This is a genomic window from Paenibacillus sp. EKM211P, assembly GCF_011066175.1.
GTDB lineage: Bacteria > Bacillota > Bacilli > Paenibacillales > Paenibacillaceae > Paenibacillus > Paenibacillus polymyxa.
The window spans coordinates 44,690-70,080 of sequence record NZ_JAAMNS010000017.1 but is presented as its reverse complement, the minus strand read 5'-3'; the positions used below and the strand labels follow the sequence as shown (position 1 = coordinate 70,080).

Sequence of the window (25,391 nt, the reverse complement as noted above, 5' to 3'; positions counted from 1 at the left end):
GAGTAAGCATACACATAAAAGTCGTTCCGTAGAGGGGCGGCTTTTTTGTGTTTTTTCACCCCTTCCCGGGCATCTGCATAGAATAAAAGCATATCGTGTCTCGGAAAGGAGTGATCCGGATGCTAACAGGAATGCGCATCGTTGTTTTGGGTGGCGATGCGAGGCAGCTTGAGGTAATCCGCAAATGTGTCGACATGGATGCTACTGTCACTGTGGTCGGCTTTGACAAGCTCGAAGTACCACTCAAAGGAGTTACATTAGAGCCATTGTCTGTCAAGCTGCTGGAATCGTCAGACGCACTGATTCTGCCAGTGGTGGGATGCGATGAGGAAGGCAACGTGAATGCACTTTTCGGAGCACAAAAGCTCCAGTTTCTGAATGAGCATGCTGCTGCTCTTCCACCGCATTGCGTTGTATATACAGGGATGGCGCGAGCGTACTTAAAAGAAATTTGTACCAGGCATGAATTGAAGCTGGTTGAGCTGCTGGAGAGAGATGATGTGGCCATATACAATTCTATACCTACGGCTGAAGGCGCACTGATGATGGCAATTCAGCATACTGATTTTACGATCCATGGTGCAGATTGTATGGTTCTAGGCATGGGACGGACTGGATTTACCATGGCAAGGGCACTACAGGGGTTGGGAGCCAAAGTGAAAGTTGGAGTACGGCGGGCGGAGGATGCAGCGAGAGCCGTGGAGATGGGTTGGAAGCCTTTTATGACAAGGGATTTAGCGAATGAGACAAAGGGAGTTGACTTGATTTTTAATACGATACCCTCTATGATTATCACAGCGCAAATTCTGTCTAAATTGCCACTGAGTACCGTGATTATAGATCTTGCTTCCGCCCCAGGCGGTTGTGATTTCCGGTATGCGGAAAAGCGTGGAATTACGGCTATGCTTGCCCCCGGTCTTCCCGGTATTGTTGCTCCCAAAACTGCTGGTACCATTATAGCGAATACGCTGGTGCAGTTGTTAATGGAAGATAATCCTGATCGGGGGGATGCACAATGAGTTGGCAAGGGAAAACGGTAGGTTATGCTATTACAGGCTCACATTGCACATTTGAAGAGGTAATGCCTGTTATACAGCGCTTTGTTGATGAGGGTGCGAAGGTCGTTCCCATTATATCCAATACCGTACTAACAACGGATACTCGCTTCGGTACTTCGCAAAGTTGGCAAAAACAGTTGAAAGATATAACAGGGAATGATATCATTTCTACAATTGTGGAGGCTGAGCCACTGGGACCCTCCCAAATGCTCGATGTGCTGGTGATTGCACCTTTGACGGGGAATTCGATGAGCAAGTTAGCGAATGCGATGACGGACAGTCCGGTTTTGATGGCTGCCAAGGCGCAATTACGCAACGGCCGTCCACTTCTTTTAGCCATATCTACTAATGATGGACTTGGTCTAAATGCTGCCAATATCGCCAAGTTACTAGTAGCCAAGAACATCTTTTTTGTGCCGTTCGGACAGGATAATCCAGTTAAAAAGCCGAACTCGCTTGTAGCCAATATGGAATTGATTCCCGAGGCTGCCTATGAAGCATTGCAGGGCAGGCAGATTCAGCCGATGATTGTGGAACGCAAGACCCCATGAAGTACTATAATTAACTGCTGAGCATCCCTCGCCTAGAAGATGATTCGATAATCCATCGGGTCTAATTTCTTGTTGACGGTGGATGCTTTCAGAATAAAAAATGGTTTTTTAGTCGAGAAGGGGAGATACACCAGATGAGCAATAGAAAGTTTAATGTAGCTGTCGTTGGAGCGACAGGCGCTGTAGGGGAACAGATCGTAAATCTGCTGGAAAAACGCGATTTTCCTGTGGACAAAATCAAATTTCTTTCTTCGCCTCGTTCTGCCGGCACGTTAATTAGCTTTAAAGGTCAGCAGATTCCAGTAGAGATTGCTACCCCCGACAGCTTTGAAGGAATCGACATTGCTTTGTTTAGTGCAGGCGGAGACGTGAGTAAGGAACTGGCGCCGCATGCTGTTCGTCATGGGGCAGTTTGCATTGACAACACCAACGCATTCCGAATGGAACCGACAGCTCCTCTTGTAGTACCTGAGGTGAACAGCGACAAAATTGCCGAGCATCAGGGAATTATCGCGAACCCGAACTGCTCCACCATTCAGATGGTAGCTGCTTTGAAACCATTATATGATCAGTATGGCATTTCTCGTATCATAGTATCCACGTACCAGGCCGTTTCCGGCGCTGGAAGCCGTGCTATTGATGAATTGAATCGTCAAAGCGCAGCCATTCTTAACGGTGATGAAGTTCAGCCAGATCTGCTGCCGGTAGGTTCGTTGCCAGTAAAGCATCAGATTGCTTTCAATGCTATTCCGCAAATTGACAAATTCCAGGATAATGGTTATACACTGGAAGAAATGAAAATGGTACGCGAAACGAAAAAAATACTAGGTGACGATTCTGTAGACGTAACGGCAACGTGTGTTCGTATTCCTGTTGTATATGGTCACTCGGAATCTGTCTATGTAGAGCTTAAAAATGATTATGATCTAGAAGAAGTTCGTAATCTGCTGGCTTCCGCACCTGGAGTAACGCTGGTAGACGATCCTACTGCCCAGCTTTATCCGTTGGCATCCGAAGCTGCTGGAAAACCTGACGTATTCGTAGGGCGTGTACGTCGTGATTTGGGCAATAGCCGTGGATTGAATTTGTGGGTCGTATCCGACAATCTGCTCAAGGGAGCGGCATGGAACGCGGTGCAAATCGCGGAAATTATTGCTGCAAAGGCGGAGTAACGTTCCTAAAGCAGGGAGTAATATGGGGGAAAAATAATGGGTATTTTGGTGCAAAAATTTGGGGGAACCTCGCTGTCCACACCTGAAGCGCGTCAACTTGTGCTGGCACATGTGAAGCGGGAGCTGGAGCAAAATCTTCGATTGGTTGTTGTTGTGTCGGCCATGGGGAGAAAAGGAGAGCCCTATGCAACGGACACGCTGCTGGATTGGGCGGCTTCTAACGGTGACAGTCTTCCTAAGCGCGAGCGGGATTTACTGCTGTGCTGTGGTGAAATCATTTCTGCCGCTACGTTATGCAGCCTGATGGAGAAGGAAGGTATTCCTGCTACGGTGCTGACTGGAGCACAGGCAGGCTTTATTACGGATGATCAATATGGCAATGCTCGCATTTTGGATATCAAGCCAGACCGAATTGTGGAAGAGCTGAACCAAGGCAGAGTTGTCATTGTGACAGGTTTTCAGGGACAAACTGCTGATGGTGATATGACTACCCTTGGTCGGGGAGGCAGCGATACGTCAGCTACGGCGCTGGGGGCTGCTCTACATGCAGATATGGTGGATATTTATACAGATGTGAATGGTATATTAACCGCTGATCCGCGTATTGTGGAAAATGCGAAGCCGCTTGCACATGTTAGCTATACAGAAATTTGTAATATGGCTCATCAGGGAGCCAAGGTGATCCATCCTCGTGCTGTTGAAATCGCCATGCAGGCGAATATTCCGGTACGGGTTCGCTCAACCTTCTCCGAAGGAGAGGGGACGTTGGTTACCCACCGAGAAGGCTTTAAAGACGTGCAGGCAGATATCGTAGACCGTTTCGTGACCGGTATTGCGTATGTCGGCAATGTTACTCAAATTACTGTTGAATTAAAGTCAGGTTTGGAGCACTTGCAATTACAAGTGTTCAAATCTATGGCTGAACATGGAATCAGCGTTGATTTTATTAACGTAACTCCATCAGGGGCGGTTTATACCGTATTTGATAATGATGGAAGCAAAGCGGTTGAAGTACTTAACGGTTTAGGACTAGAGCCTAAGATACTGGCCGGATGTGCTAAAGTTTCGGTCATAGGCGGTGGTATCAACGGGGTACCAGGTATTATGGCGACAATTGTGGAGGCATTGACAGAATCAGACGTACAGATCCTTCAATCGGCAGATTCCAACACCACGATCTGGGTACTTGTTAAAAAGGAAGATATGGTGCAGGCTGTACGCGCATTGCATAATAAATTTGAACTCCATCAATAGGCGCATTGTCCGTGCTCGGACTTGCAAAAAAAGGAGGCAGCATGGTGAACTTCGGCAGATTGATTACCGCAATGGTGACACCTTTTGATCAGCAAGGAGAGATTGACTGGACTGCATTGTCCTCGTTGATTGATTACTTAATAGAAGAACAGCATTCAGAGTCACTTGTTGTATCTGGAACAACAGGGGAGTCTCCTACCCTGAGCGATGATGAAAAAATTAAGTTGTTTGCATTTGTTGTAGAAAAAGCAGCTGGGCGATGTAAAATTATTGCCGGGACGGGAAGCAATAATACACGTCATTCCATCCATCTCACCCGTGCTGCGGAGCAGGCGGGAGCAGACGGTGTGCTGCTGGTAGTGCCATATTATAATAAACCGAATCAGGAAGGGATGTATCAGCATTTCAAAAGTATTGCAAACTCCACATCCCTTCCAGCTATACTGTATAATGTTCCAAGCCGTACCGGAGCCAGCCTAACAGCTGAAACGACACTGCGACTTGCACAAATTCCGAACATTGTAGGAACCAAAGAATGTGCATCACTTGCACAGGTCACACAGATTGCAGCGTCAGCACCAGAAGGCTTTCTGGTTTATTCCGGGGATGATGCATCCGGACTGCCAGCCATGGCTGTAGGTGCTTATGGCATTATCAGCGTAGCGAGCCACGTGGTAGGTGCAGAAATGAAGCGGATGTTGGATTCATTTGTAGGGGGACGCGCGCAGGAGGCAGCCAAACTGCATCAGCAGTTGTTCCCAATTTTTAAGGGCATGTTCGGCTGTCCTCATCCTCTACCTAATCCGGTGGCTGTAAAGTATGCATTAGAATTACGAGGGATTAAGGTAGGTTCAGTTCGGTTGCCGCTTATTCCTCCTACCGAAGATGAAGCGAAGTTTATTAAGAATTTATTTACCCGCTAAAAAGAAATAGCTGTAAGATGTTTACAAATATAAGGAGTACCCTTGTTAAGGGCAGTCGGTAGGTGCAACACCGACTCGGTTATTGTCTGACAAGGTCCTCTGGCATGAAGGGCGTTCTTATAGAACGTCCTTTTTGCTATGCTGTTAATCAGGTATGTAGATAAAATGACACTTACTTATGGTTTGGGAAGGCAATGGGAAACCTAGCGTAACGAACAGGATGACTTGTTTTTTCGTATTTTAATCATGTATAATGGGGTCAAGTGACTGGGTGCGGTATTTTTTTGAAAATTAAATAACAAATCAAGGTACGACGTCCAACTACCATAGGAGGTTTAGATTCATTTGTCTAAAAAAACAAACAACGATAAATTGATGATTTTCGCTTTGGGCGGCGTCGGTGAAATCGGGAAAAATATGTATGTCGTTCAATACGGCAATGACATTGTCGTGGTGGATTCCGGTCTGAAATTTCCGGAAGAGGACATGCTTGGCATCGATATCGTTATTCCTGATATTTCCTACCTTACAGAGAACCGCGACAAAGTAAGAGGCATTGTGCTGACTCATGGTCACGAGGACCATATTGGCGGTTTGCCTTACGTGCTGAAACATTTGAATGTACCTGTATATGGTACCAAATTGACGCTGGGACTGGTGGAAAACAAGCTGAAGGAAGCGAATCTGCTTGGTGAAACCAAACGTATTTTGATCAATGCTGATTCCGAAATCAAACTGGGCTCCACATTGAAAGTAACATTCTTCAAAACCAACCATAGTATTCCTGATTCAGTAGGTGTTTGCATTGATACTCCTGAAGGCGCTGTTGTTCATACAGGAGACTTCAAATTTGATCATACTCCGGTGAACGGACAATATGCAGATTTGCAGCGTATGGCTGAGATTGGCACACGTGGCGTATTGGCTTTATTGTCAGACAGTACCAATGCCGAAAAACCGGGCTTTACACCTTCGGAAAAGAGCGTTGGCATTGTGTTGGAAGATATTTTCCGCAAGTCGAGACAGCGTGTGGTCGTAGCCACTTTTGCTTCGAACGTACATCGCATTCAGCAGGTCATTAATGCTGCTGAGGCAACCGGACGCAAAGTAACGGTGATTGGTCGCAGCATGGTTAATGTCGTAGGTATTGCTTCTGATTTGGGCTACTTGGAAATTCCAGATGGAATGCTGATTGAGCCTGAAGAAGTGGGCAAAATGTCAGCGGATCGCGTAGTTATTCTCTGCACAGGTAGTCAAGGTGAACCGATGTCCGCTTTGACAAGAATGGCTCGTTCTACGCATCGTAAGGTAGATATTCTTCCAGGGGACTCAGTGATCATCGCAGCTACTCCGGTACCAGGTAATGAAAAATATGTTGGACGCACTATTGATGAGCTGTTCCGTCTGGGTGCCAATGTATACTACAGCGCAGCTAATCCTGGTATCCACGTTTCTGGACACGGCAGCCAGGAAGAACTCAAGCTGATGCTGAATCTGATGAAACCAAAATTCTTCTTGCCAATTCACGGCGAGTTCAGAATGCAACGTCGTCACGCTCTTCTGGCTGAAGGAGTAGGTATCGAGCCTGAAAATATCTTTATCACGGATATCGGTGAAGTCATTGAAATTCAGAATGGCGGAGCACGCAGAGCTGGTAAAGTTACAGCAGGTAACGTACTGATCGATGGACTAGGTGTAGGAGATGTAGGAAATATCGTGTTGCGCGACCGCAAATTGTTGTCACAGGACGGTATTTTGGTAGTGGTTGTCACACTGAGCAAGCAAGATGGCACGATTAAGTCAGGCCCAGATATCATTTCCCGTGGTTTCGTGTATGTTCGTGAATCAGAAGGTTTGCTAGATGAAGCAAATCGTATTGTTTCAAGTACACTGCATAAGCTCATGAGTGAAAATGTAAATGAATGGGCTTCCCTGAAGACAAATGTCAAGGATGCACTAGGTCGCTTCTTGTATGAGCAAACTCGTCGCAGACCGATGATTCTGCCAATTATAATGGAAGTGTGATTCGATTGAAATATGTTCAAAAACTTGAATTAAAAACTTAAGTCACAGGCACACAGTCGCCTCTCTTCCCGCAGGAAATATTGGACGGTTTCCGCGGAAAGAGAGGCTTTTTTTGATTTTAGGGTCGAGGAAAGGCATGGAGGTGGGTATAAAATATTCCATTTCCATCCCATACTATAGGGTGAAGACGGGGCACATAGATGCGTATAGCGAAAGGAAGATCACCCATATGGAACATTACAGCAATTTATCTTCTGGCAACGAGGAAACGGAAGCGCCAGAACAACCAGAGGTTGGACAAAGACCCGTTTTACCTGCTATGGAGGCTTTACAGCAGCTGGGTCAAACCTCCATGCCCGGAAGCGAGTCCAATATTTTTTGTATGACGATTATCGGTCAGATTGAAGGACACCTCATCTTACCGCCTCAAAACAAAACAACAAAATATGAGCATATTATTCCGCAGTTGGTAGCGGCAGAGCAAAACCCACGTATCGAAGGATTAATGATTTTGCTGAATACAGTTGGTGGTGATGTAGAGGCAGGACTGGCTATTGCAGAAATGATCGCATCGATGAGTAAACCAACAGTGACCATTGTTATAGGAGGTGGACATAGCATCGGTGTGCCGATTGCTGTATCTTCTACGTATTCTTATATTGCCGAGAGTGCGACGATGACCATTCATCCAATTCGTATGAGCGGCCTGGTCATCGGAGTCCCACAGACTTTTGAATATATGGAAAAAATGCAGGAGCGTGTCGTCCGCTTCGTCGTTTCTCATTCTCGCATTACAGAAGAGCGGTTTAAGGAACTGATGTTCAAAACTGGTGAATTAAACCGCGACATTGGTACAGCGGTCGGAGGAATTGATGCAGTAAAATACGGTTTGATGGATGCGGTTGGTGGTATAGGAGAGGCGCTGAAACAGTTGAATACCATCATTGAGACGCGCCGTCAGCAGAACGGCATGACAGGGACTCCACAGCAGCCCTCTTATGCACCTTTTTCGCCCAATGCCACAGGGACCCCTACAGGAACCCTTTCAAGTGAGCACAGCAAGGAGCTGCCCCAATGACACTATATACTGTAATGCCAATGGAATTGGTGTGGGAAGGTATGTGGAAGGAGGCAGAGGAGCTTGTAGAGGTCCGGGTAGATGGTCTACTTATGCAGGTACAGCCGCTTGAAAGTCGTCGGGGGATCATAGTAAGGCTCTTGGACTGTCCATTGGATGCCTACCTCAATCCTCGTTATGGACCAGGTCAGATCATTGAGTGGTCATAGAAGCTGTCGAATAGTACAGAAATAGGTCATTTGCTGCTGAAAAAGAACATATGTGCGGATAGCGAGTGACGTGGTATAATATTCTTCTGGGGGGTGACCTTGTATGTCCAGAAGAAGAAAAAGAAAAAAGAAAGCCATATTTGGCGGAGTTTTAAAATATGAAATTTACGGCATTGTGCTGATTACATTGGCGGTCATTGCGTTATCGGGTGAAGCGGCAGTTGGTCGGTCGCTATCCAAGATGTTTGGGCTTGTACTGGGGAAATTCTATTTTGTGATCCCCCTGATTGGCATTTATTATGGTCTGATGGTGATGATTCACCGCAAGTGGCCGAACCAGTGGAACTCACGGAAGACGGGTTTGCTGTTGTTGGTATTTGCCTTTACACTTATGAGTTCTATTTCATCTATGGAGCAGCGTTTGGGACCGATTAACGCGCTTCAGCCGGGCGGAGTGATGAGCCAGATACATATAGATATGCGTGAGCAGTTGCTGTCGCCTGATCAGCAAGGCCATACCTCGATGCTGAATAAGGATATTAGCGGGGGCTACGTTGGCGCATTACAGCTTACCGTTCTGTTGTGGCTGTTTGGTCTCACAGGAGCTAAGCTGATCATGATTGTCATGTTCGTCATTTGTTTTATGCTGATGACCCAGCTGTCTTATGTGGATTTAGTGCGGATTGTAAAGACCAAGCTACTGACAGCCGGGGGAAGCGTGCGGAAAAAATGGACTGGTAAAGCCACTCCGCTTTCTGCATCTAGCAAAGGCAGTGGAAATAGAAAACCCAAATCTGAGCCTATTCCTGCCTATGAAGAGGATATGGATGATGATTTTGATGAAATGCAGCCTCCAGCACGTAAGCAGCCAATTTTCTTTCAGTTGTTTGGCCTTAAAAATACAGATAAGGCGGACAAGGAAGAGCAAACTGCACATGCGGATGAAGATGAACATGATCTTCTATATGAGGCTGGTGACGTGCAGCCTCAGTGGAGAAATGGCAATCAGGGAGAAGAGCTGTCTGACGTAATCGAACACGCTGAGCAGGAAGCCTCAATTCCGGTAAAAAGATCGCCAATCATTAGGGACTTCTTCGAACAAGTGAAAAATGAGGAAAAAAGATCAGAGGCTGAACTTGAAGACTCCCTGACAGGTGGAGTGCGGAACGATTCCATTGATGAACCTCTGGATAGTAATTTTATGGATGCCGATGCGAATACGAATATAAATATAAATGATTCGGCAACGATCCATGGGACATCAGAAGAAGCTCAGGAACTGGCTCAGACGATTGCTAATGGATTGACAGGCGAAGAAGCTGAAGGGAACAATGTAGCTATTCCAGCTCCACCACCGCCTAAGCCGTACAAGCTTCCATCGTTCCGTTTGCTTGCCAAACCGCAAAATGCAGGCAAAGGTATGGGACAAAAGGATTACATGCAAACAGCACGCAAGCTGGAGGCCACGCTGGAAAGCTTCGGTGTTCGGGCGAAAGTGCTGGAGGTTGTACGTGGTCCAGCCGTCACACGCTATGAAATCCAGCCGGACATTGGCGTGAAGGTTAGCCGGATTGTAAGTCTGACGGATGACATTGCACTTGCGCTTGCTGCAAAGGATATCCGTATGGAGGCACCTATTCCCGGCAAGTCCGCCATAGGAATAGAAGTTCCGAATAATGAAGTTTCTATCGTAACCATGCGTGAGGTAATGGAAACGACAGTTTTCCAGGAATCAGTTTCCAATTTGTCGATTGCATTTGGCCGTGATATTGCAGGACAAACGATTGTTGGTAATTTAGCTAAGATGCCCCATCTGCTTGTAGCTGGAGCTACGGGTTCGGGTAAATCGGTGTGTATCAATGGGATTATCACGAGTATTTTGTACAAAGCGAAGCCAGATGAGGTGAAATTTCTGATGGTTGATCCCAAGATGGTGGAGTTGAACGTGTACAACGGAATCCCCCATTTATTGGCTCCGGTCGTGACTGATCCCAAGCGTGCCTCACTGGCATTGAAGAAAATCGTAGTTGAAATGGAAAAAAGGTATGAGTTGTTTTCCAAATCAGGCACCCGTAATATTGAGGGCTACAACAATTTGATGAAGGATAACCCGGATGCATTTCTGCCTTACATTGTCGTTATTGTGGACGAGCTGGCAGATTTAATGATGGTTGCTGCAGGAGATGTGGAGGATGCGATTGCGCGTCTTGCCCAAATGGCGCGTGCAGCAGGCATCCATCTGATTATTGCAACACAAAGACCTTCGGTTGATGTAATTACAGGGGTTATTAAAGCCAATATTCCTTCACGTATTGCCTTCGGCGTTTCTTCGCAGGTGGATTCCCGCACCATACTGGATATGGGCGGTGCTGAGAAACTGCTCGGACGTGGTGACATGCTGTTCATGCCGATGGGGGCTTCCAAACCGGTCCGCGTTCAGGGAGCGTTTATGAGTGATCAGGAAGTGGAAAACATTGTTAACTATGTGCGTGAACAGGGGGAAGCTCAGTATGATGAAACGCTTGTGCCTGAGGTGGAAGAGGTATCCACTGATGCGGATGAAATGCTGGATGAGCTGTATGATCAGGCTGTCAACATCATTTTGGAGGCTAAACAAGCTTCCGTTTCGCTCCTTCAGCGCCGTATGCGGATCGGTTATACACGTGCTGCCCGACTGATTGACTCCATGGAAGCCCGCGGTGTCATCGGTCCTTACGAGGGAAGTAAGCCCCGTGAGGTACTTATCTCAATGGAACAATATCAGCAAAATAAAGTTAGCTCCTGAGCATTATCTTTTATCAGCATTCCATTTAAACGCTGTTTGTACGCATGATGAGTTGTTAAATATGACAACTCCATGCACGCAAATAGCGTTTTTTTGTGATGTTTTTTTGAGGTGTGGAACTGCCTGCTCAAAGAAGATTAAAAGGGTGAATAGCTTCTAGCGGAGCTTGTCATAATAAACGTAGCCATCCTGTTAATCCCACAAAAGAAAGGTAGAGCGCAGCATATGAAAAAAACAATGGTCTGGATTTGCACGGGTATCCTCGCAGCCTCGGCTATTACGTACACAGGACTTTTTAAAAACGACTCTGTACAGCAGCGAGTAGAGTCGCCAAGCACGCAGCAGAAAGTAACAGCGGCGCAGCCTGTTCAGCCGACATTCAGTTCAGAAGCGGTTGATTTTGGCACTTATGGCCAGGATGTATATGAACTGCAATCACGATTGAAGCTGCTGGGTTTTTTTGGTGGAAAAGTGGACAGCCATTTTGGCAGCAGTACACTAAAGGCTGTAAAGGGTTTTCAAAAGGAGTTTGGTATCAGACCCGATGGAGTGGTTGGTGCGAAAACCAAATTAAAGCTGGTGAATGCTACTCCACACTGGAAGCCGACGGAAACGCCTATGCATCGTAATAATCAAGGTTCTGATCAGGGACAGGCAGCGAACAAAAACGATAAATCTGATCAAAATGAGGAAACGATGGGATCAGCCAACACCATGGGACTGTCTGAAAACGATCTTAAAATCATGGCCAATGCGGTCTATGGTGAATCCCGCGGTGAGCCGTTTGAAGGACAAGTTGCCGTGGCGGCTGTTATTTTGAACAGGGTCAAGTCGCCAAGTTTTCCGAATACACCGTCTGGGGTAATCTTTCAGCCGGGGGCTTTCACTGCTGTAGCAGACGGCCAAATCTGGCTCACGCCGAATGAGACTGCACAAAAGGCGGTACGTCAAGCCCTGAACGGCTGGGACCCAAGCGGAGGATGTCTATATTATTTTAACCCTAAAACAGCTACCTCCAAATGGATTTGGAGCCGTCCGCAGGTGAAAACCATCGGGGAACATATTTTCTGCATGTAAAACGCCGAAGCAGCCGGGAGCTTGTCTCCGGTTGCTTCTTGGCTTTTGCATGGTTAGAATAAAGATTGGTACACTTTACCTCTTTACAGGAAAAAGATGTACAGTAACTATTGCTAATCAAAGGCTAGACGCAAATTGACGTCACAAAGGAGTTTTGGACTTGAACAAAACAGGTTTCGAGCGTGGCACACGCAGACAACTAAGGATTCATGTACTGCCCACCAAGCGCTTTAAGACGTTCGCCATATCGTTGTATGTAGGTACTCCGCTACGTGAGGAAACTGTAACTCGTGTAGGACTGGTGCCTTTCGTTCTGCGTCGGGGTACAGAATCGTATCCGCAGACTACACAATTTAGAGAGCAGTTAGAACAATTGTATGGCGCGGGTTTTGGATTCGATGTATACAAACGTGGAGATTATCAGATCGTGCAATTTCGCATGGATACAATTAATGACAACTTTGTAAGCAGTCCGGATAGTTTGCTGGATCGTTCGTTTTCTTTCCTTGGAGAGGTTCTGACGAAGCCTGCATTGGAAAACGGTGCATTTCAAACGGGATATGTACAGCAGGAACGAGAAAATGTTCGTAAGAAGCTGGAATCTATAGTTAACGATAAAATACGTTATGCTGGGGAGCGCTGTATGGAGGAGATGTGCAAAGATGAGCCTTATCGTCTGCATCCTCTTGGTCAACGATCAGATCTGGACAGCATAAATGCACAAAATTTGTATGAGGCTTATGGAGACTGGCTGAATAATGCCAGCATGGATTTATACGTCGTGGGAGATACCACGCTGGAAGAAGTTGAAAAGTTTGTGGATCGCTATTTTCAATTAAACTGCTCGGCGGAAACGGGATATGTACCTGAACAGCCCAAATCGGTAGAACGTGATGTTCAAACTATAGTAGAGCGTCTTGATGTAAACCAAGGCAAGCTCAACATGGGGCTACGAACCTCTATTACGTATGGCGATGAACGTTATGCTTCTGCATTAATGTACAATGGCGTTCTGGGTGGGTATCCGCATTCAAAGCTGTTTGTCAATGTGAGGGAGAAGGAGAGTTTGGCGTACTATGCTTCGTCACGCTATGACGGGCATAAAGGCATTGGCACAATACAATCCGGTATCGAAATTCCTAATTATGAAAAAGCGGTTACTATTATCCGCAAGCAACTGGAAGATACACAAAATGGAGCAATTACCGAGCTAGAAATGACCCAAACGCAGGCAATGATACGCAACTTGCTAAAGGAAATGCAGGACTCCGCTTTTGAGATGATTGCCTATGATTTTAACAGACAGCTTTCCGGCAAAGAGCGGACGGTCGAGGAGCTGCTGAGCCAGGTGGAGGCAGTCAAGGTGCAGGATGTTCAGGATGCCGCCCGGACGTTCCGACTGGACACTATTTATTTCTTGAGAGACCAGAAGGGGGAATAGCGTTGGAGCATATATCGTATGAGCACTTGCAGGAGACGCTGTACTATGAAGTAATGGATAATGGCTTGCACGTTTATGTGTTGCCCAAACCGGGCTTTCAGAAGACGTATGCCACATTTGCAACTAAATATGGCTCGGTTGATAATCATTTCCGGGTAGAAGGTCAACAGTCCGTCAAGGTGCCGGATGGCATAGCTCATTTTTTGGAGCATAAAATGTTTGAAGAGCCCGAAGGCGATATTTTTGCTACCTTTTCCTCTAATGGAGCATCGGCGAACGCATTTACGAGCTTTGATCAGACTGTATATCTGTTTTCGGCAACCGAACGCATTCAAGAGAATTTGACCACACTAGTCAATTTTGTTCAGCATCCTTACTTTACAGATGAAAATGTGGAGAAGGAAAAAGGCATTATAGGCCAGGAAATCAATATGTATGAAGATAACCCCGACTGGCGGAGTTACTTTGGTCTGATTGAGGCATTGTACAAGGTCCATCCGGTGCATATTGATATAGCAGGTACTATTCAATCCATCAGTACGATTACGAAGGAAACATTGTACAGTTGCTATGAAGCTTTTTACCATCCAAGTAATATGATTCTTTTTGTAGTAGGTGGAGTGGATCCAGCCGAAGTAATCGAATTGGTACGTAATAATCAGGCGAAAAAAGACTATAAGCCGCAGGGGGAGATCGAGCGGATTTTCGATGATGAACCCACAACGGTTGCAGAGCCGCGTCATGAGGTAAAGCTGGCTGTTTCTTTGCCAAAGTTGCTGTTTGGATTCAAGGAGGCTGAAGTAGGTCTAACGGGAGAAGCTTTGCTACGTCATGATCTGGAAACCAAGCTGATGCTTGATCTCTTGTTTGGTTCCAGTACACAGCTATATCAGAAGCTCTACGATGAGGACCTGATTTCGGACAGTTTTGGCCATGAGTACAATAGTACGCAACAGTATGCATTTTCTGCGATCGGCGGGGATACCAAAGACCCTGATCGGCTGTTGGCTAGGATACGAGAAGAGGTAGAGTCTATTCAGAAGCAGGGGTTTGCAGCAGAACATTTTGAACGAGCGCGTAAAAAGAAGATCGGCGGTTATCTACGCACTCTCAATTCTCCCGAAAATATTGCGCATGAGTTTACAAGACATCGCTTCCGCGGCAGTGATTTTTTTCAATTGCTTCCGGTTTATGAAAGTATCACGCTTGAGGATGTAAACCGTCGTCTGAAAGATCATATAAAGTGGGATCAAATGGCAATATCGCTGGTGGTGAGTCCGTAATGTCCAGGGAGAGGGAACCGATGACCACCGAGGGCGGAGAGTTAAAGGCTATTGGCGATACGACTGTGCTGATTACAGGAGCAAGTGGTGGAATTGGTGCGGCTATTGCCGAGCGTTTTGCAGCAGTAGGGATGAATGTGGTCATTCACTACATGAAGTCCCATGAAAAAGCAAATGAAGTTGCCCGTCGTTGCATGACTTATTCAGGCAAGGTAATGACTGTTTCAGCCGATCTGCGGAGTAAGGAGCAGATTGAACGTATGCGGGAAAAGCTGGATAATCACGGAATGAAGCCAGATATTCTAGTGAATAATGCTGGATTATCTCATTATGGGCTGCTTTCAGATGTATCGGAAGAGGAATGGGACGAAGTGATGGCCGTGAATGTTAAGGGAACTTTTTTGTGTACGCAGGTTTTTATGCCGCATATGATTTCCCAACGCTATGGCCGCATTGTGAATGTTTCGTCTGTGTGGGGCATATGTGGAGCTTCGTGCGAGGTATTGTACTCCACTACCAAGGGAGGCATTAACGCTTTCACTAAAGCACTGGCTCAAGAGGTTGCGCCTTCTGGCGTAACAGTGAATGCTGTGGCTCCAGGGGCGGTAGACACATCAATGTTGGATCATTTGGATGCAGGCGAAATTAACAGTTTGGAAGAAGAAATCCCTGCCGGACGATTGGCACGGCCTGATGAAATATCGTCCCTAGTTTATTTTCTTGCGCTTCCTGAGTCAGGTTATATTAATGGCCAGGTCATAAGTCCTAACGGAGGATGGGTGACGTAAGGAAAACAGCGCTTGGAGGAATCCACCAGTATAGTAAGCGTCTGTGAAGAGCATATTACAACTGTTGATTTTAAATCTGAATCATCTAAGGAGGATTTAAGTATGTCAACAGTTGTTCAGAATTTTGATGTTTGGAAAAAGTTCCTTGGTCAGCGTGTAGAGCAAGCAGAGAAGCTGGGAATCAGTCAAGATACCATTGCGGAGCTTGCTTACGAAATCGGTGATTTTCTGGATGAGAAGGTCGATCCAGCCAACCATTCCAACCGCGCACTGAAAGAACTGTGGGGAGTTGCCGATGAGGACGAACGTCACACCATCGCCCGGCTAATGGTTAAATTAGCTAAGAGCAACGCATAAGTAGGAACCAACATGAAAAGCTCCCTTTTGGGGGGCTTTTCTGTAATGGTTACAGAGCTGTTCTTGTAATTCCATTGTAATTTATATATCATAAACGTGATTGAGGCTTACAACACACTGTAGCCTATCGAATTTCAATAATTGGGTTTTGTCGAATGATGCTATCTTATGATACAATAAGGCTTTGATTTGGCATTGTTGACGGTTTGAATGTGAATGAGGTGCTAACGTGACGGAAGAGACAAAACAGTGGTACATGGAATACAAGATACATAAAAATCGACCCGGACTGCTGGGGGACATTGCTTCCATGCTTGGTATTCTGGGGGTTAATATACTGACGATTAACGGTGTTGAAGGCGAAAGACGGGGGATGCTTCTCGAAACAGACGATGACGAGAAAATACGCATTCTCGGAGATACGTTGAAAAAAGCCAGCAACATTACAGTCACGGCCTTACGTGCTCCGAGACTGGTCGATATATTGGCAGTAAGACACGGCCGTTACATCGATCGGGATTCGGATGATCGTAAAACTTTCCGTTTTACACGTGATGAGCTTGGGTTGCTGGTCGATTTTTTGGGTGAAGTATTAAAGAGGGATGGCAATCAGGTAATCGGTCTTCGCGGAATGCCGCGTGTTGGTAAAACGGAATCCATTATTGCCAGTAGTGTATGTGCAATGAAGCGTTGGACTTTTGTGTCGTCGACGTTATTACGACAGACGGTACGCAGTCAGCTTTCTGAGGAAGAAATGAATCCCAACAATGTGTTTATTATTGACGGCATTGTGAGTACCATTCGATCCAATGAAAGACATTATCACCTGCTTCAGGAAATTATGAGCATGCCAAGTACCAAAGTGATTGAGCATCCTGATGTATTTGTGCGTGAATCGGGATACAGCTTTGACGATTTCAATATCATTATTGAACTTCGCAATAATCCGGCTGAGGAAATTATTTATGATACCTTTACAGCCAGTTATACAGAAGATCTTTAAATAAGTGTAATTACACAAGGAGATGATGACATGTCAGAACTGGGTCAGCAATTAAAGGAGGCCCGGCTGCAAAAAGGATTGAGCCTTGACGATGTTCAGGAAATGACGAAGATACGCAAACGTTATCTGGAAGCCATTGAGACGGGCGATTACAAAGTGCTGCCGGGAAGCTTTTATGTCAGAGCTTTTATTAAAACATACGCCGAAACGGTTGGGTTGAATCCCGATGAGCTTCTGGAAGGGCACCAAAGCAATGTGCCTGAACCTGAACCGGAAGCAGTCATGGAGCCTGTTACACAAAAACGCTCCAGCCGTCCCGCGACGATTGGCAATCTTAAATGGTTGCCTACAGCGTTAATGTGGCTTTTTCTAGTTCTCATTGTTGGGGTTATTTATGCTTATTGGGTGAGTAACAACCATTCCACTCCAAAAACAGCAGAAAATACAACGCCGATTACAACACCAAGTACACCAAGTACAACACCTAACACAACGCCAAGTACGACACCAAACACGTCTACTCCAAATACAACTACGACACCGAATAATGGTCAGACAACGGCACCAAATGGTGCTGGCGGGCAGACCCCTGATACGGGAAAAACCGGGGAAACCCAGCCAGGTGGTACGGGAACTACAGATGCGACTACTCCAAATCCTGGTCAGCAGCCGGATACGACTACGCCAGCGCAGGGAGTAACTGTGGCTCAGGATGGTAAGCAAGGCAAGACGACGATCTTCAAAGTCTCCAGTGCAACGGGGGCCACGGTCAAGGTTGATATTAAAGCAACGGGCGAAAGCTGGCTTGAGGTGTACAAGGGACAAAATTCCCGTGGAGAAAAGCTGAGCTATGGTATGACTAAAAGTGGAGATGCCATGTCTTTCGATATCGGTCCAGAAGGCTTATATATCAAATCAGGACGGTCTTCTGCCACGGATATTTCCGTCGCCGGCCAACCGATAACCGATAATAAATCGACGACTCGGGTGTTGATACAGCAAGGGGAAGCTTCTTCCACTGGAGCGAGTACTGGGGTGACGGGTTCAACGGATACGACGACAAATGGTAGTACGGATACTCCACAAAGTGGGACAGATTCTAGTACAACTACTGATGGTGAATAAACGCCTTGTTGAGGGGAAATACTAATGACTGTAATTCTTGGAAAGTCAGTCATTTCATTTTCCGCAAAGTGAGGTGTATACGTTATGACCGTCAGCTGGATTGTGACTGGGCTCGGGATTATTGTCAGTTTACTGGGCTATTATCTAACACCGAATGCATGGGGCTATGGCATATTAGGCTTTGGTCTTGCTCACATTGTGCTTGGAATTTTGGATATGTTTAGAAATCCAACACGAAGTCACTATTAGAAAAGTTAAACTGCAATTGTAAATAAAGGCGTTTTTGTCGGGGAACTGGCAAGAACGCCTTTTTAGTGAACGGATTATTGGATTTTTGTAAATGACTAGCCTATAATTAGATATTGAACTTTGTTGTGGAAAGGAAAGTGAAACGATGGCTTCAGAAAATTCATTTGATATCGTCTCCAAAATGGATATGCAGGAGTTAACAAATGCGGTTCATCAGACGGAGCGTGAAATTGAAACGAGATTTGATTTCAAGGGGAGCAAAAGTAGCCTCAAGCTTGAGAAAGATGCTCTTACGATTGCATCGGAAGATGAATACAAGCTGAATGCGGTGATTGATATTTTGCAATCTAAAATGGTCAAACGAGGTCTATCCCTTAAAAATGTGGAATTTGGAAAATTGGAACCAGCCTCTTTAGGTTCAGTGCGTCAGCGTCTTTCTCTTAAGCAGGGAATTGATCAGGATAACGCCAAAAAAATTAATATCCTTATTCGGGATTCCAAGCTAAAAGTGAAAAGTCAGATTCAAGGTGATCAAATTCGAGTAACTGGAAAAAACAGGGATGACCTACAGGCCATTATTCAATTGCTGCGGAAAGCTGATCTGCCGTTGGAGCTTCAATTTACAAACATGAAATAAGCCGTTTTCTCTCATAGATTTTGTAGGACTAAACGTTGCTTGATGTGCAGCAGGTTATTTTGACATGCGTTTTGCGCCATATTATACTTGTAACGAAAATGCAGACATTAAGGTGTATAACGCTCGTCGAAAGCGATTTTACATAGGATTGATTTCAATCCGAAAGCTGCCATTTGTAATCAAGTACGATAATCAGGGGAGAGTGTGTTGTGAATTTACCCAACAGAATTACAATAACGCGGATTTGCCTTATCCCGGTGATGATGCTGGCTTTGCTGGTGGATTTTGATTTTTATCCGCCACCGATTGAGATCGGTGCTTTCAAGCTGCCGTATAATCAGCTGATTGCGGCTATTATTTTCCTTGTAGCAGCCAGCACAGACGGCCTTGACGGATATTTGGCTCGTAAAAATAATATGGTCACCAATTTGGGCAAGCTGTTGGACCCCCTTGCTGATAAGCTGTTGGTAACTGCTATTTTGGTTTCTTTGGTAGAAATGGGAAAAATTGATTCATGGGTTGTCGTTGTGATTGTCAGTCGTGAGTTTGCGGTTACGGGTCTAAGACAGATCGCTTTATTGGATGGCTCTGTGGTTGCTGCAAGCAATTGGGGGAAATTAAAGACGATCATCCAGATCGTTGCTATTGTAGCACTGCTCATTAATAATTTCCCGTTTGTTTTTCTGGGTATTCCGTTTGATTTAATAGCGATATGGGCAGCTGTGTTAATCACCATTTATTCGGGTATTGATTACTTTGTAAAGAATATCCATTTGCTGAGCTCCTCTAAAGTGTAACAGGATAAATCTTATGGAAACAGCAATAGGGACTTAACTTATTGCTGTTTCTTTACATAATTCCCACAATATATGCATCATAGGAGGACGAATTGATGAAAGCTGAAATCATTGCAGTAGGAACAGAGTTATTACTTGGACAAATAGTAAATACAAATGCCCAATATTTATCACAAGAGCTAGCTACAATCGGAATTGATGTATATTTTCAGACTGTAGTTGGCGATAACATGGATCGACTTCAGGAAGCGGTACGACTTGCTCAGAAGCGTGCGGATATTATTTTGTTTTCTGGTGGGCTGGGACCAACTCAGGACGATTTGACAAAAGATGCGATAGCGGCTGTATTGGGGCGGAAATTGCAGATAGATCGTCTTGCCATGGACAAGCTTGATCAGTTTTTCCGGAACCGCGGGGTCGAAATGACCGAGAATAACCGCCGGCAGGCGCTTTCTATTGAAGGAGCCACTCCGCTTGAAAATGAGACAGGTTTAGCTATAGGGGATGCAATTGCACAGGACGGTAAATTTTATGTGGTTTTGCCCGGACCGCCTAAGGAGCTTAAACCTATGTTTGCAAATCATGCCAAACCATGGTTGCTTCAGCAGGCATTGAGCGGTGAGGAGATGCCGATTTATTCGAAAATGCTAAAATTTGCAGGGATCGGTGAGTCAGCTCTTGAAACTCGCTTGCTAGATCTGATCCAATCCCAGACGGACCCCACGATTGCTCCTTATGCCAAGGAAGGGGAAGTTACGATCCGTATATCCACCAAGGCGGCCAGTGAGAGTGAAGCTTTAATTAAGCTGACTGCCACGGAAGTACAAATTCAACAACGTCTTTCCGAATATATGTATGCAAGTGAAGATGTTACGCTGGAGAAGGTGATTGTAGATTTAATGGCCAAACGCGGACTCACTGTGAGTGCGGCGGAAAGCTGTACAGGCGGTATGCTGATGGAACACATCACTTCTATACCTGGCAGTGCTGTTATGTTTCAAGGTGGAATCGTGTGTTATTCCAATGAAATGAAGATGAAATTGCTCAATGTGCCCTATGATTATTTGGAAGGCGACCATGCGCCAGGCGCAGTGAGTAAGGAAGTAGCCCTTGTGCTTGCAGAGCAGGCAAGAATGATTATGGACAGTGATTTCGGACTTTCCGTTACTGGTGTAGCTGGGCCCGGATATTCCGAGCGGAAGCCAGTCGGTCTGGTATATATTGGTATTGCTCAGCGTGACAAGGAAACGGAGGCATATGAGCTAAATTTAAGCGGTAACCGTGAGACCATCCGTTTGCGATCCGTCAAAGCTATCTTGTACAGATTGTGGCGTCGATTGGTAGAGAACGAGAAACTCTCTTAATTATCGATGAGTTGTTTTAGATAGATATTCATGATATAATCTTCTTATCGGAAGAACCGTTGCAAAGCTTTTTGCCAGCGGTTCTTTTTTCGTTTTATGAGAAAGGTTTAATTATAGAAGAGAGTTGTGGGAAATAAAAAAACGAATGTATGTTCGAAAAAATGCTTGGCAAGCGTGTCAAAACAAGGTATTATTAAAGTACAAACAATGAAGGATGTGAGTTTATTGTCAGATCGTCGTGCTGCGCTGGATATGGCGCTCCGTCAAATAGAAAAGCAATTTGGTAAAGGTTCCATTATGAAGTTGGGTGAGTCTACCCACATGCAAGTGGAAACAATCCCCAGTGGTTCGATTGCTTTGGATATTGCGTTAGGAACGGGCGGCTTTCCAAGAGGCCGGATTATTGAAGTATATGGACCGGAATCATCCGGTAAAACGACAGTAGCTCTTCATGCTATCGCAGAGGTGCAAAAAACAGGCGGACAAGCCGCCTTTATCGATGCCGAGCATGCGCTTGATCCGTCGTATGCGAGCAAGCTGGGTGTCAATATTGATGAGTTGTTACTATCGCAACCAGATACAGGTGAGCAGGCATTGGAGATTGCCGAAGCTCTTGTGCGTAGTGGGGCAGTGGATATTATCGTCATAGACTCTGTAGCGGCACTTGTACCGAAGGCAGAGATTGAAGGCGAAATGGGAGATTCCCATGTCGGTCTTCAAGCGCGTTTGATGTCACAGGCATTACGTAAGCTGTCTGGAGCCATTAATAAATCGAAAACCATTGCTATTTTTATCAACCAGCTCCGTGAAAAAGTAGGTGTTATGTTCGGTAACCCTGAAACTACACCAGGTGGACGTGCTTTGAAGTTTTACTCTACGGTACGTTTGGATGTTCGTCGTATCGAAAGCTTGAAAATGGGTAACGACATCGTGGGTAACCGCACACGTATTAAAGTCGTGAAGAACAAAGTTGCGCCTCCTTTCCGTCAGGCCGAAGTGGATATTATGTACGGTGAGGGTATTTCCAAAGAAGGAAGCTTGATTGACATCGGTACGGAGCATGACATTGTCGACAAGAGCGGAGCTTGGTATTCCTACGAAGGCGAGCGCCTTGGTCAGGGACGTGAGAATGCAAAGCAATTTTTGAAGGAAAATCCGAACATTGCTAGTACGATTGAGCAAAAAATCCGGGTGGCCAGTAATTTGATTACAACAATTGCTCCACCGACAGAAGAAGAGTTGGCGCAGGAGGCCAAGGAAGAACAGGAATTGCTGGAGCTTGAATAAGCTTGCCTGAGACTTCGCTTTTGATCTGTCATGTGAACTGTAGCCAGGGATTATGGTACAGTCCGTTTGAATAGCATAATTCTGATGCCCTGCACAGGTGTGCAGGGCATTTTTGCATCAAATAAAGTCTGCTTTGTCAGCAGAATCTAACTTTTGCGTAGCAGGTGATCATAGGCTGCTTTCGTGAATTTCAAAGTGAGGGAAACTAGTGCAGTTGGACGATAAAGATGAATACACTTCGGAAGAAGATAAACAGCAAGGGATTTCTCTTTTTCCAGATCATGTGGAATTGATGATTACTAGAGTGGAGCAGGGGCAGAGACGCAACCGTGGAAGATACATCATTCATTTTGGTCCATATTCACTGTCTGTATTGGAAGATGTAATGATCAAGTACAACATGTTCAAAGGAACGTCATTCGTCAAAAAAGAACTAGAAGATATCGTTCTGGCAGATGAAAAACAACAGGCTTATGTACATGCGCTGCGCTATTTGGGGCAAAAGCCTCGTACACGTCAGGAAATTGCCCAGCGTTTAGCGCAAAAGGAAGTGGATCAGGCTGTTATTGATGAGATACTGGTACGATTGCAAAGGGAGAAGCTTGTAGATGATGATTTATACGCCCGTCAGTGGGCAAGACAGCGTATAACAAGCCAACGTAAGGGTAAGATGTGGATCAGGCAAGAACTTCGTCAGAAGGGCATCTCTAAAGCTTCTATCGGGGAAGCATTAAGTGAGATCACCGACAATGAGGAGTGGGAGAGTGCATTGTCAGTTGGACGTAAGAAATGGAATCAGGTACGTGGTGATATAATGGATAAAAAAAGGAAAACATTCCCGTTTCTTATGAGACGCGGCTATTCAGGGGATATGACACGCCGCGTGGTCAATCATCTCAGTGCGGCCGAGCAAGACGGAGCATTCGAAGACGAAGAATTTCTGCATTGGGAGGAATAAGTTGCAAAACGGTAGCTGAACCTTTGGCTAGATAAGCCGGTTATTATATGGACAGCTGCACGGTAGTCTACTAATGTTTGCATTCCCTTGACAATGCCATTTGTCAAATAATAAAATATATATGAAACGATATTTGTGGAGTGCCCTTTTTCCTTCCAAAAAAGCGGAATCCACAGTAAAGTTCTCATCGCCAAATAACAAGTGATGCCGCTATGCCAGGCGGAATTGTACGTGTGAAAGCATGTGCATATGAAATGAAGCGACCTTGTGTCGTTATCTTAGTTTGACGATCAAAGTAAATGTGACAATTTCAAAAAGTCCCAAGGAATGCCTTGGAGGAACCAACGGGGAGGTGAACAGTATGATGACTGCGATCTGGTTCGTTCTCGTTGCTGTAGCCGCGTTATTCTTTGGGTTCGGGATTGGTTATTTTATTCGCAAATCTATTGCAGAAGCTAAGATCTCCAGTGCGGAAGAGGCTGCCGCGCAAATCGTGGAGAACGCGAAAAAAGAGGCAGAAGCGCTGAAGAAGGAAACGGTATTGGAAGCGAAAGATGAAATTCATCGCATCCGTGCCGAAGCTGAAAAAGAAACTCGTGAACGTCGTAATGAAATTCAACGACAGGAACGAAGATTGCTGCAAAAAGAAGAATCGCTGGATAAAAAATTGGAATCGCTGGAACGCAAAGAAGAACAAGTGGCCAACAAAGAGAAACGAATCGATGAAACCCAGCAGCAAATTGATTTGATTTACAAGAGCCAGGTAACTGAGTTGGAGCGTATTTCTAATCTTACGATGGAGGATGCAAGAAGTATTATTCTGACCAACGTAGAGCAGGAAGTTCGTCATGAAACAGCTCAGATGATTAAGGAAATTGAACAGCAGGCCAAAGAAGAAGCGGATAAAAAGTCTCGTGAAATCATCACACTGGCCATCCAACGCTGTGCGGCAGATCATGTAGCAGAAACGACGGTTTCTGTTGTGACATTGCCGAATGAAGAAATGAAAGGCCGGATTATCGGACGCGAAGGCCGTAACATCCGTGCACTTGAAACCCTTACAGGAATCGACCTCATTATTGATGATACGCCGGAAGCTGTTATATTGTCCGGATTTGATCCGATTCGTAGAGAGATTGCGCGTACTGCACTCGAGAAGCTCGTAGCGGACGGACGGATACATCCGGCTCGTATTGAAGAGATGGTGGAAAAATCCCGTAAAGAGGTGGACGAACGAATCCGTGAGTATGGTGAACAGGCCACCTTTGAAGTGGGTGTGCATAGCTTGCATCCGGATTTGATCAAGATCTTGGGACGTCTCAAGTTCCGTACGAGTTATGGACAGAACGTATTGAAGCACTCGATGGAAGTTGCATACTTGACAGGTCTGATGGCCGGGGAACTGGGCGAGGACGTTGTACTGGCAAGACGAGCAGGTTTGCTGCATGACATCGGGAAGGCGCTGGATCACGAAGTGGAAGGATCACACGTTGAAATTGGCGTGGAGCTGGCGAAGAAGTACAAGGAACACCCGGTCGTTATCAACAGCATTGCTTCACATCACGGCGACTGCGAAGCGACTTCAGTGATCGCCATGCTGGTTGGAGCGGCAGATGCCCTGTCAGCAGCAAGACCAGGAGCACGGCGTGAAACGCTAGAGACGTACATCCGTCGTCTTGAGAAGCTCGAGCGCATCTCCGAATCTTTTGAAGGCGTTGAAAAATCATACGCAATTCAAGCTGGACGCGAGGTTCGTGTCATGGTACAGCCAGAGAAAATTGATGATGCGGAAGCATTCCGACTGGCTCGCGATATAACGAAAACGATTGAGAATGAACTGGATTATCCAGGACATATTAAGGTTACCGTTATTCGCGAGACTCGTGCGGTAGAATACGCAAAATAAAAGCATTTCAATGAAAAGTGGCCGCTGTTTGTAGGGCCACTTTTCATTATGTAAGGCAGACTAG

At 45.7% G+C, this 25,391-nt stretch carries 23 protein-coding genes; all 23 read left to right on the top strand.

Going from position 1 to position 25,391, the window contains the following annotated elements:
- Positions 1-119 precede the first annotated feature (119 nt).
- Positions 120-1,019, top strand: coding sequence for a dipicolinate synthase subunit DpsA (dpsA, locus tag G9G57_RS20930; RefSeq protein WP_016820989.1), 900 nt, complete (start codon positions 120-122; stop codon positions 1,017-1,019).
- A complete protein-coding gene (locus G9G57_RS20925) occupies positions 1,016-1,609 on the top strand; it encodes a dipicolinate synthase subunit B (RefSeq protein WP_016820990.1) in 594 nt (197 codons plus the stop codon). Before dpsA ends, G9G57_RS20925 begins: the two co-directional genes overlap by 4 nt.
- A gap of 134 nt (positions 1,610-1,743) precedes the next feature.
- Complete coding sequence (locus tag G9G57_RS20920; RefSeq protein WP_016820991.1) at positions 1,744-2,781, top strand: aspartate-semialdehyde dehydrogenase; 1,038 nt, start codon at positions 1,744-1,746, stop codon at positions 2,779-2,781.
- 36 nt (positions 2,782-2,817) lie between these two features.
- The gene (dapG, locus tag G9G57_RS20915; RefSeq protein WP_017427947.1) at positions 2,818-4,035 is read left to right on the top strand and encodes an aspartate kinase; all 1,218 of its coding nucleotides are present in this window, start codon (positions 2,818-2,820) and stop codon (positions 4,033-4,035) included.
- Between the two features lie 41 nt (positions 4,036-4,076).
- On the top strand, positions 4,077-4,958 hold the full coding sequence (dapA, locus tag G9G57_RS20910; protein ID WP_016820993.1) for a 4-hydroxy-tetrahydrodipicolinate synthase: 882 nt from the start codon (positions 4,077-4,079) through the stop codon (positions 4,956-4,958).
- A 345-nt stretch (positions 4,959-5,303) separates the two neighbouring features.
- A complete protein-coding gene (locus G9G57_RS20905) occupies positions 5,304-6,983 on the top strand; it encodes a ribonuclease J (RefSeq protein WP_013370737.1) in 1,680 nt (559 codons plus the stop codon).
- Positions 6,984-7,212: 229 nt separating this feature from the next.
- Complete coding sequence (locus G9G57_RS20900) at positions 7,213-8,061, top strand: ClpP family protease (RefSeq protein WP_164965504.1); 849 nt, start codon at positions 7,213-7,215, stop codon at positions 8,059-8,061.
- Positions 8,058-8,270: a YlzJ-like family protein gene (locus G9G57_RS20895; RefSeq protein ID WP_019687008.1), complete on the top strand. Its 213-nt coding sequence runs from the start codon at positions 8,058-8,060 to the stop codon at positions 8,268-8,270. The genes G9G57_RS20900 and G9G57_RS20895 overlap by 4 nt, the downstream gene beginning before the upstream one ends.
- 103 nt (positions 8,271-8,373) lie before the next feature.
- Positions 8,374-11,055 (top strand): FtsK/SpoIIIE family DNA translocase, encoded by a 2,682-nt coding sequence (locus G9G57_RS20890; protein ID WP_107734222.1) that lies wholly within the window; start codon positions 8,374-8,376, stop codon positions 11,053-11,055.
- 225 nt (positions 11,056-11,280) lie between these two features.
- On the top strand, positions 11,281-12,132 hold the full coding sequence (gene sleB / locus G9G57_RS20885) for a spore cortex-lytic enzyme (RefSeq protein ID WP_107734221.1): 852 nt from the start codon (positions 11,281-11,283) through the stop codon (positions 12,130-12,132).
- A gap of 160 nt (positions 12,133-12,292) precedes the next feature.
- Complete coding sequence (gene yfmF / locus G9G57_RS20880) at positions 12,293-13,573, top strand: EF-P 5-aminopentanol modification-associated protein YfmF (protein ID WP_164965503.1); 1,281 nt, start codon at positions 12,293-12,295, stop codon at positions 13,571-13,573.
- A gap of 2 nt (positions 13,574-13,575) precedes the next feature.
- Positions 13,576-14,856: an EF-P 5-aminopentanol modification-associated protein YfmH gene (yfmH, locus tag G9G57_RS20875; RefSeq protein WP_019687011.1), complete on the top strand. Its 1,281-nt coding sequence runs from the start codon at positions 13,576-13,578 to the stop codon at positions 14,854-14,856.
- A 20-nt stretch (positions 14,857-14,876) separates the two neighbouring features.
- Complete coding sequence (gene ymfI, locus G9G57_RS20870; protein WP_016821000.1) at positions 14,877-15,644, top strand: elongation factor P 5-aminopentanone reductase; 768 nt, start codon at positions 14,877-14,879, stop codon at positions 15,642-15,644.
- Positions 15,645-15,746: 102 nt separating this feature from the next.
- Positions 15,747-16,001 carry a DUF3243 domain-containing protein gene (locus tag G9G57_RS20865; RefSeq protein WP_016821001.1) on the top strand — a complete coding sequence of 85 codons (255 nt, stop codon included), beginning with the start codon at positions 15,747-15,749 and terminating at the stop codon, positions 15,999-16,001.
- 229 nt (positions 16,002-16,230) lie between these two features.
- Entirely contained in the window at positions 16,231-17,004 is a 774-nt protein-coding gene (locus tag G9G57_RS20860) for a DUF3388 domain-containing protein (protein WP_013370747.1), read from the top strand.
- A gap of 30 nt (positions 17,005-17,034) precedes the next feature.
- On the top strand, positions 17,035-18,129 hold the full coding sequence (locus G9G57_RS20855; protein ID WP_153794924.1) for a helix-turn-helix domain-containing protein: 1,095 nt from the start codon (positions 17,035-17,037) through the stop codon (positions 18,127-18,129).
- A gap of 84 nt (positions 18,130-18,213) precedes the next feature.
- Entirely contained in the window at positions 18,214-18,378 is a 165-nt protein-coding gene (locus G9G57_RS20850) for a hypothetical protein (RefSeq protein ID WP_013370749.1), read from the top strand.
- A 145-nt stretch (positions 18,379-18,523) separates the two neighbouring features.
- Positions 18,524-19,015, top strand: coding sequence for a YajQ family cyclic di-GMP-binding protein (locus tag G9G57_RS20845; RefSeq protein ID WP_013370750.1), 492 nt, complete (start codon positions 18,524-18,526; stop codon positions 19,013-19,015).
- Between the two features lie 209 nt (positions 19,016-19,224).
- Positions 19,225-19,812, top strand: a complete 588-nt coding sequence (gene pgsA, locus G9G57_RS20840) for a CDP-diacylglycerol--glycerol-3-phosphate 3-phosphatidyltransferase (protein ID WP_016821003.1) — start codon at positions 19,225-19,227, stop codon at positions 19,810-19,812.
- A 95-nt stretch (positions 19,813-19,907) separates the two neighbouring features.
- On the top strand, positions 19,908-21,176 hold the full coding sequence (locus G9G57_RS20835; protein ID WP_164965502.1) for a competence/damage-inducible protein A: 1,269 nt from the start codon (positions 19,908-19,910) through the stop codon (positions 21,174-21,176).
- Between the two features lie 225 nt (positions 21,177-21,401).
- Positions 21,402-22,463, top strand: a complete 1,062-nt coding sequence (recA, locus tag G9G57_RS20830) for a recombinase RecA (protein WP_025364668.1) — start codon at positions 21,402-21,404, stop codon at positions 22,461-22,463.
- A 208-nt stretch (positions 22,464-22,671) separates the two neighbouring features.
- The gene (locus G9G57_RS20825; protein ID WP_164965501.1) at positions 22,672-23,421 is read left to right on the top strand and encodes a regulatory protein RecX; all 750 of its coding nucleotides are present in this window, start codon (positions 22,672-22,674) and stop codon (positions 23,419-23,421) included.
- 361 nt (positions 23,422-23,782) lie between these two features.
- The gene (rny, locus tag G9G57_RS20820) at positions 23,783-25,327 is read left to right on the top strand and encodes a ribonuclease Y (protein WP_013309958.1); all 1,545 of its coding nucleotides are present in this window, start codon (positions 23,783-23,785) and stop codon (positions 25,325-25,327) included.
- The last annotated feature ends 64 nt before the right edge of the window (positions 25,328-25,391 follow it).

Excerpts from the sequence above, each read along its gene's own strand:
- dpsA (WP_016820989.1), top strand. The coding sequence starts at position 120 with ATGCTAACAGGAATGCGCATCGTTGTTTTGGGTGGCGATGCGAGGCAG.
- G9G57_RS20925 (WP_016820990.1), top strand. The coding sequence starts at position 1,016 with ATGAGTTGGCAAGGGAAAACGGTAGGTTATGCTATTACAGGCTCACAT.
- G9G57_RS20920 (WP_016820991.1), top strand. The coding sequence starts at position 1,744 with ATGAGCAATAGAAAGTTTAATGTAGCTGTCGTTGGAGCGACAGGCGCT.
- dapG (WP_017427947.1), top strand. The coding sequence starts at position 2,818 with ATGGGTATTTTGGTGCAAAAATTTGGGGGAACCTCGCTGTCCACACCT.
- dapA (WP_016820993.1), top strand. The coding sequence starts at position 4,077 with ATGGTGAACTTCGGCAGATTGATTACCGCAATGGTGACACCTTTTGAT.
- G9G57_RS20900 (WP_164965504.1), top strand. The coding sequence starts at position 7,213 with ATGGAACATTACAGCAATTTATCTTCTGGCAACGAGGAAACGGAAGCG.
- G9G57_RS20895 (WP_019687008.1), top strand. The coding sequence starts at position 8,058 with ATGACACTATATACTGTAATGCCAATGGAATTGGTGTGGGAAGGTATG.
- G9G57_RS20890 (WP_107734222.1), top strand. The coding sequence starts at position 8,374 with ATGTCCAGAAGAAGAAAAAGAAAAAAGAAAGCCATATTTGGCGGAGTT.
- sleB (WP_107734221.1), top strand. The coding sequence starts at position 11,281 with ATGAAAAAAACAATGGTCTGGATTTGCACGGGTATCCTCGCAGCCTCG.
- ymfI (WP_016821000.1), top strand. The coding sequence starts at position 14,877 with ATGACCACCGAGGGCGGAGAGTTAAAGGCTATTGGCGATACGACTGTG.
- G9G57_RS20865 (WP_016821001.1), top strand. The coding sequence starts at position 15,747 with ATGTCAACAGTTGTTCAGAATTTTGATGTTTGGAAAAAGTTCCTTGGT.
- G9G57_RS20855 (WP_153794924.1), top strand. The coding sequence starts at position 17,035 with ATGTCAGAACTGGGTCAGCAATTAAAGGAGGCCCGGCTGCAAAAAGGA.
- G9G57_RS20850 (WP_013370749.1), top strand. The coding sequence starts at position 18,214 with ATGACCGTCAGCTGGATTGTGACTGGGCTCGGGATTATTGTCAGTTTA.
- G9G57_RS20845 (WP_013370750.1), top strand. The coding sequence starts at position 18,524 with ATGGCTTCAGAAAATTCATTTGATATCGTCTCCAAAATGGATATGCAG.
- G9G57_RS20835 (WP_164965502.1), top strand. The coding sequence starts at position 19,908 with ATGAAAGCTGAAATCATTGCAGTAGGAACAGAGTTATTACTTGGACAA.
- rny (WP_013309958.1), top strand. The coding sequence starts at position 23,783 with ATGATGACTGCGATCTGGTTCGTTCTCGTTGCTGTAGCCGCGTTATTC.